Below are 7,481 nucleotides of genomic sequence, written 5' to 3' on the forward strand. Positions count from 1 at the left end.
GGGTTTTGATTTTGTCCTCACAAAACTGGCGGCAGCTATAAAATCACAAAATGGCGTAGCCATTTTGTGACTTGGTATTAAATATGTGGTACAAAGCGTTCTTTTACAGGAACAGCAGTGTACTCAGAGATGATCCGACGGAATTCTTCGCCATCAAGGGTTTCTGCCTCAACAAGAAGATCGACAACGCGATCGATCGCTGCCCGATTTTCATAAACAATTTGCAAAGCCGTGTGATAGCACTTCTGCACGATTTCGCGAACTTGTTGGTCGATCTTAGCGGAGATATCTTCTGAATATTGCGAACCGCCGCCCATACTGCGTCCGAGAAATACTTCCGAACTTTGACCTTCAAGAGCTAACTGTCCAATATTTGACATACCAAAACGAGTTACCATCTGACGAGCCATACCGCTAACCTGTTGCAGATCGCCGCCTGCACCGGTCGTAACCTCAGCCGCGCCGAATACAGCTTCTTCCGCAGCACGACCACCGAGAGCCGCCGTAATCCGCGCCAGAATTTGACCGCGTGATACTAGGGTCTGTTCTTCATCGGGGGTGAACCATGTCAAACCAGCTGCTTGTCCTCTGGGGATAAGAGTTACTTTTTGAACGGGATCGTGATCCTTGAGCAAGGTTCCAACGATCGCATGACCGACTTCGTGATAGGCAATCAAACGCTTGTTGCGGCTATCGATGAGGGCTTTTCCTTCAAGCCCTGCAATAATCCGATCTACGGCATCATCGATTTCTGCCATTGTCATGGCATCCTTACGACGACGAGCCGTCAGAATTGCGGCTTCATTTAGCAAGTTCGCAAGGTCAGCACCAGCAAATCCAGGGGTGCGACGGGCGATCGCTTCAAGCGATACTTCGGGGCTAATTTTTTTGTCGCGAGCATGAACATTGAGAACCTGCAAACGTCCTTTAATGTCGGGTGGATCAACACCGATTTGGCGATCGAAGCGACCTGGACGGAGTAGTGCGGAGTCTAGTACATCGGCTCGGTTAGTTGCCGCAATTACGATTACGCCCGAATTACCTTCAAACCCATCCATTTCGGTAAGGATTTGGTTGAGGGTCTGTTCTCTTTCATCATTCCCGCCGCCAATACCAGCACCACGTTGCCGACCAACTGCGTCAATTTCATCGATAAAGATGATGCAAGGCGCATTTTCCTTCGCCTTTTTAAACAGGTCGCGGACGCGGGAAGCACCGACACCGACAAACATTTCTACAAATTCCGAACCTGATACTGAGAAGAAAGGTACGCCTGCTTCACCAGCGATCGCTTTGGCTAGCAAAGTTTTACCCGTTCCAGGAGGACCAATTAACAAAACGCCCTTGGGAATCTTTGCACCCACGGCTGTAAAACGTTCGGGCTTTTTCAAAAACGTTACAACTTCTTGCAATTCTTCCTTAGCTTCTTCGATACCCGCGACATCGTCAAACTTCACGCCAGTCTCAGCATCCATCGCAAACCGAGCCTTGGATTTTCCGAAGTCCATTGCTTGTCCAGGCCCGCCCATCTGGTTGGAACGACGAAACAAAAAGAATAACCCTGCGAGCAAGGCAACTGGGAAAATTAAATTACTAACAAAACCCCAGATGGCACTATTGTTGCTGGGAGGATAAATGGCAAGATCTACGCCACCTTCATTGAGTTTATCCATCAATTCTGGCGCATACAGTGGCAAATCAACTCTAGCCCGTTGTTCTTTACCTTCAATCTGGGGATCGCTTGCTACGATTACTGCCGTGCGACCACCATCAAAAATATCAACCTTGCGTACCCGATGTTCGTCGAGGTATTCAAGAAATCGTCCATAGGCAATACGGGTATTGGCCGCATTTACGGTAGGACGACTGGGGGCTGGACGGGCAACCAATGTTTGCCATCCAAAGAAACCGATGATCGCTATGGGCAGTAACCACAGCAATGCAGTTCTCCAAGATGATTTCATATAGCAAAGAGCCTGATGTTCAAAATAATTTCTTAACTAAACTTAACTTACCACGATCCTTAATCAATGGGGTGAGGCGATCGCAAATATCTATCCAAAGAGAAACCCCGTTACTCCCTTCCCAGTATCAAAATAGACATCAAAAATCAAGGATTAAATGTTGCGGCGCGAAGCACCGCAACATTTAATCCTTGATACCAAGTTAAGAAATGGCATAGCCATTTCTTAACTTGAAAATCCTTGCGATGTTTAGTTTTTAATTTACAAAAGTACTACCACACTTTCGTAAGCTGGTATTAGTGACATCTTTGCTCTTGGTCGATTCTGATTGGTTGGAAAATGCCAAAATTAGCCAAAAGAAAGTGAGAAGTATGTCGGTCAATGGTTACGTCAAAAAGGACGGAACTAGAGTAAAACCTCATAAGGGACTTGCTAGTAATTAACATACCTATGGCTTCGACTCCGCTCAGCCAACGTTAGCTGAGCGGAGTCGAAGCTAGATAACTGGGTGGGACATTTTTTATCCGCAAGAGCCTAACCGTCCTATCCCCAGTAGTAGTAAAAAAGATAACTGGTCAACTATTGGTAATGTTAATCCCCATAATGGGAAGAAATGCACAAAACGCTCATATCCATAATTTATAGTCGCTCAGTCGATCTCGATCTATAGTCGCAACTCTTTACGACCATTTTGGACAATCTTGATCATGTCGATTAGTTGTGTTTCGAGATTGCCTAAAACGCGATCGCTATATTCATCAGCTCCTCGCTGCATTTCTTGAACTTCGCCTGTTACCCTTTGATGCAACATATCGAGATCTTTTTGGGCTTGTCGGCGCATTTGGTTAACTTCATTGAGAGTCTGCGATCGTATTTGCTCACATTCCTCTTGGAGTTCGCGACGAATTTGATTAGCTTCCTGCTCGGCTTGGCGAACGATCAGCGATTCTTCTAAAAGCTGACTGGCTCGTAACTCAGCAGACTTAATTAAATCTTCAGCATATTGCTGAGCTTCGGCAACTAAATCCTGTTTATAGAGCAGAATCTCTTCGGCTTTGGCGATAGAATCTGGGACAGAGAGCCTGACTCGATCGATCTGCTGACAAAGTTTCTCTTCATCAATGACAGTGTGTCCCATGACACGAGGACCACTTTCAAGCACCATTTCTTCAAGATGGTCTAGCTCTTTATGCAAGCTCATATAGTAATCGGCTCTTGGGGCTGCCATCGGGGAGCCATTGTAATTACCATTATTAGATTTAGTACTAGCAGTTGAGTTTTCTGTCAGCATCGGTTTTGTGTAGGAAAAAGTTCAATGCCTAGGTTTTCTGGACTCATTAAGGTGAGATAGATTTAGTCAACTTATTGGTCTAAAAAGAATACACAACATTGTAAATGAATTTTTGCGAAAGCTGTAACTCCCTGAACTTTTTTTGATGAGATGAGCAAAGCTCATCTCATCAAAAACATTCTAGGCAGGGATTTGCGACAAAACGGCACGGGTTGCGGCTAAGGTTGCCTCCACATCTGCATCAGTATGGGCGAGGGATGTAAAACCAGCCTCAAACTGCGAAGGAGCAAGGTACACACCATGCTCTAACATTCCGCGATGGAATTTGGCAAACTTTGCCGTATCGCTGGTTTTGGCATCTTCATAGTCATAAACTTGCTGATTGGTGAAGAACATCCCAAACATTGCTCCGACAATGTTACCCGTTGCCGCATGTCCAGTTTCATGGGCGATCGCCAACATACCTTCCGCCAACTTCTTAGTAATCTGCTCTAGATATTCGTAGGAGCCTGTCCGCTTCAGGATTTCCATAGTTTTAATGCCTGCGGTCATGGCTAAGGGATTACCCGATAACGTTCCGGCCTGATACATTGGACCAGCAGGAGCAACCATTGACATGATGTCCTTGCGACCACCATAGGCTCCGACGGGCAAACCACCACCGATGACTTTACCCATAGTAGTCAAGTCGGGGGTAACACCAAAGCGAGCCTGTGCGCCACCGTAGGCAAGACGGAAGCCTGTCATAACTTCATCAAATACCAACAAAGCCCCATTTGCTTTACAAAGATCTTTTAAGCCTTGCAAGAATCCATCTTTGGGAACAATGCAACCTGCGTTACCAACTACAGGCTCGATGATCACACCAGAGATTTGATCGGGATTTTCTGCAAATAACTTTTTGACAGCTTCGAGGTCATTGTAGGGAGCGGTTAAGGTGTTTGCAGTTGTGGACTTGGGAACTCCAGGAGAGTCGGGCAAACCAAGGGTAGCTACCCCAGAACCTGCCTTAACCAAAAACATATCTGCGTGACCGTGATAGCAACCTTCAAACTTAATGATTTTATCGCGACCAGTAAAGGCGCGCATTAGGCGCAGAACTGACATACAGGCTTCAGTACCCGAATTGACAAAGCGCACCATTTCCACGCTTGGTACGGCTTCGATCACCATTTCTGCAAGTTGGTTTTCGAGGACGCAGGGTGCACCAAAGCTAGTGCCTTTTTCGAGGGCTTTGTGTAGTGCTTCGATGACTTCAGGATGGGAATGCCCCACGATCGCAGGTCCCCAAGAGCCAATGTAATCAATGTACTTATTGCCATCAATGTCCCATGCATAAGCACCATTAACGCGATCGAACACGATCGGTTCGCCGCCTACGGATTTGAAAGCACGCACAGGAGAACTCACACCACCAGGCATGAGATGTTTAGCTTTAGCAAAAACTTCTTGAGATGTAGCTGTATTAAAAGTAGATAGATTCGTAGCCATTTTTTAACAGAAATTTTTTAGATTGTGGAACTCTTTGTAGACTCAATTTAACTTAGCAACGATGCAAGCGTCACACAAATATGGGCAAATATGGGAGAAAGTTAACTCAACAAGAAAATATAGCTGTCGTCAAGTGTATTGGCACATACAACTGCCACCAGTCTTGTTAGGACAAAATCAAAACCCCAGAGAGGGTTGCCGTGCTGCGCACGGCAACCCTCTCTGGGGTTTTAAGTCCTGATACAGATCCAGATGGACGAAGTCGAGGACTTATGCAACTCGTATAGGCTCTCTCCCAAAGGATAATTGGCGGCACTGAGCCGTTAATCATCCTTTGGGTATAGAAAAACTTGCATCGTCATAGGGCTTGGGCTGAAAACAATTGCGCTATTTTTAGCCCAAGCCAATGAGCCCCAAAATCATTATTAGCAAATTATTGGCAAAAGTTTATAGTTCGTTGATTTAGGGTAAACAAGATTTTTCCACCAGTAAACAACGAGATTGAGACTCGCATAAGCCACTGGACATAATTAAAAAAAACCTGCGGCGATTGCACAGCGCACGCCTCAGTTTTTGCGTTTTATATCTAATTGCGTCTAGCTAGTTAGATGTTATTATCGCAATAATACTTAAAATTTTTGCATATATGAAAAAACATTCGATCTTTCGTATATGATGCAAATAGATAGGGTTGAATCGTGTTAACGAGATTTATAAAGTTCATATTCTTCATAAACCTGCAAAGGTATCCGTTAATATGCAATTAACAACCTATCTAAACTAACTAACTAAGATTTGTTCGATCCAATGAGAATTCTCCTTGTAGAAGATGATGCTAATTTGGCTGATACGTTAGCCGAAGTGTTAACAAGTCAGCACTGTGTTGTAGATATCGCAAGAGATGGGGAGGAAGGCTGGGAGAAATCTCAAGCTGACGATTACAACCTGATCTTGTTAGATGTCATGCTGCCAAAACTAGATGGCATTAACCTATGTCGTCGTTTGCGCGCCCATGGCAATAATGTGCCGATTTTGATGGTTACCGCTCTAGATATGAGCACCGATAAGGTTCAGGGGTTAGATGCTGGTGCTGACGACTATCTCGTCAAGCCCATCGATCCCCCTGAATTGATGGCTCGGATTCGAGCCCTGTCGCGTCGCGCTCAGATTGCAGAACCTACGGTTTTACGCTGGGGAGAACTGCAACTCGATCCTGGAATGCATGAGGTGTCCTATACAGGTCAGTCTGTGCATTTGACTCCCAAGGAGTACAACATTCTTGAGCTGTTGCTCCATCATGGTCGTCAAGTTTTAAAACGGATCACCATCGTCGAGCATGTTTGGTCGCTGACCGATCCCCCTAGAGAGGATACGATCAACGCTACAATCAAGAGCTTGCGGAATAAGTTGAAGGGTGCTGGTGCGCCTCATAATTTAATTGAGACGATTCATGGTGTTGGCTATAGATTGAGTCAACTCTCGTAGATCTACTTGCATTAGGCTGTTTCAATTAGTCCCTAGAGAGGAGCTTGCTAAGCAAGCTCCTCTTTAACGTTTCACTCTAGTAATACCAATTCCCAAAATGGCGTTGCCATTTTGGGAATTTCAAAACCTGACTGGGTTTAGTGTCTAATTCACGAAAGTGTCGTCACACTTTCGTGAATTGGTATAAATACCGCAGCAAGTTTTATAGCTGCCATCACCCAAGAATTAATGGGCGGCGCTTCGCGCCGCCCATTAATTCTTGGGTGATGATGTTAATTTGGATAAAATCCCAAATTCTTGTAAGGCAGGTAAAAAATTATTGTTTTCGTGATGGGAAGTGCTGAGTTTGATGAGGACAAAACGTTGTAATGGGTTGAGACTTTTCCATTGGGCTGGCGCGATCACTAAATTTAATGTCTGCGCTTGACGTAAGACATCGCTGGGGATCGCTAAAAGCTCCCAAGCAGGCGGTGTTTCGATGGGGAGATCGCTGGGATAGGTTTGAAAAATTTGAAAAACCTGCGATCGCAGATTTTCGCGATAGTTTTTCACCTCTGTTTCAGTTTCACAGGGTAGCTCGATCAGTTCTTGGCGTTGGCGGGGTGAAAAACTATGCCAATGTTGCAGTTTTAGTTTGACTCCACAGGTATCTAATTTATAGCGAACCTGCATGGGGATGCATCGGAGCGAATCAACAAACTCGGCTTCAAATTGAAAAAATTGCAACATATTTAAAGGGAACGAGGACTGAAAATAGGCGCATAAAATTTAAATATAGCTGTCGCCAAGTGTATTCGGACATAAACCCCAAGAATTGAGTGGCGGCGCGAAGCGCCGCCACTCAATTCTTGGGGTTTGATTTGTCCTCATTCAATTGTGCCTATACTTGATGGGATTAAATCTCTCGAATCGACAAATTGCCCAAGAACTAGACCTAGACAAGGATGTGGTGCAAGATATGACCACGCAATTGCGAAAAGGTATTGACCAAAGCAAGCCAGAAGTAAATTTATCTGGTGCGGTTGAGTGCGATGAGGTGTATGTGACCGCAGGACACAAGGGCAAACCCGAAGAAGTTAAAAAAAAGGGCGCAAAGGTCGGCGTAATCGGCTCAAGGGGATTCGGGGGCGGGGGACACTCGAAAAAGAAAAACCACCCATCTTCGGCATGATTCAGCGCGGTGGTGAAGTGGTAATTCGCATGTTAGAAAACGTGCAACAACGAACTATTGAGCCCCTGATTAAAGCAAC

General features: G+C 45.2%; 7 protein-coding genes and 1 pseudogene. 3 read left to right on the top strand and 5 right to left on the bottom strand.

The genetic code is table 11. The annotated features are described in order from the left end of the window. Positions 1-77: 77 nt before the first annotated feature. Complete coding sequence (gene ftsH, locus AC805_RS18305; RefSeq protein ID WP_055076718.1) at positions 78-1,964, bottom strand: ATP-dependent zinc metalloprotease FtsH; 1,887 nt, start codon at positions 1,962-1,964, stop codon at positions 78-80. Positions 1,965-2,263: 299 nt separating this feature from the next. Between ftsH and AC805_RS25750 the strand changes: the two genes are divergently transcribed. Further along, entirely contained in the window at positions 2,264-2,407 is a 144-nt protein-coding gene (locus AC805_RS25750; protein WP_156341460.1) for a hypothetical protein, read from the top strand. Positions 2,408-2,628: 221 nt separating this feature from the next. Here the strand turns inward: AC805_RS25750 and AC805_RS18310 are convergent, their stop codons facing one another. The 3 genes from AC805_RS18310 to AC805_RS25755 form a co-directional block, all read right to left on the bottom strand. Further along, on the bottom strand, positions 2,629-3,255 hold the full coding sequence (locus AC805_RS18310; protein WP_055076719.1) for a hypothetical protein: 627 nt from the start codon (positions 3,253-3,255) through the stop codon (positions 2,629-2,631). Positions 3,256-3,435: 180 nt separating this feature from the next. Then, positions 3,436-4,746, bottom strand: coding sequence for a glutamate-1-semialdehyde 2,1-aminomutase (gene hemL / locus AC805_RS18315; RefSeq protein WP_055076720.1), 1,311 nt, complete (start codon positions 4,744-4,746; stop codon positions 3,436-3,438). Between the two features lie 166 nt (positions 4,747-4,912). Next, positions 4,913-5,077, bottom strand: coding sequence for a hypothetical protein (locus tag AC805_RS25755; RefSeq protein WP_156341461.1), 165 nt, complete (start codon positions 5,075-5,077; stop codon positions 4,913-4,915). A gap of 476 nt (positions 5,078-5,553) precedes the next feature. On the opposite strand from AC805_RS25755, the gene AC805_RS18320 reads away from it, so the two are divergent. Further along, positions 5,554-6,231, top strand: coding sequence for a response regulator transcription factor (locus AC805_RS18320; RefSeq protein ID WP_009627775.1), 678 nt, complete (start codon positions 5,554-5,556; stop codon positions 6,229-6,231). 252 nt (positions 6,232-6,483) lie between these two features. Here the strand turns inward: AC805_RS18320 and AC805_RS18325 are convergent, their stop codons facing one another. Beyond that, positions 6,484-6,960, bottom strand: coding sequence for a nitrate reductase associated protein (locus AC805_RS18325; RefSeq protein ID WP_055076721.1), 477 nt, complete (start codon positions 6,958-6,960; stop codon positions 6,484-6,486). Between the two features lie 151 nt (positions 6,961-7,111). Between AC805_RS18325 and AC805_RS18330 the strand changes: the two are divergent. Then, positions 7,112-7,481 (top strand): annotated as a pseudogene (locus AC805_RS18330) (transposase); the annotation flags it as partial.

This window comes from Pseudanabaena sp. 'Roaring Creek' (genome assembly GCF_001402795.1).
Lineage (GTDB): Bacteria > Cyanobacteriota > Cyanobacteriia > Pseudanabaenales > Pseudanabaenaceae > Pseudanabaena.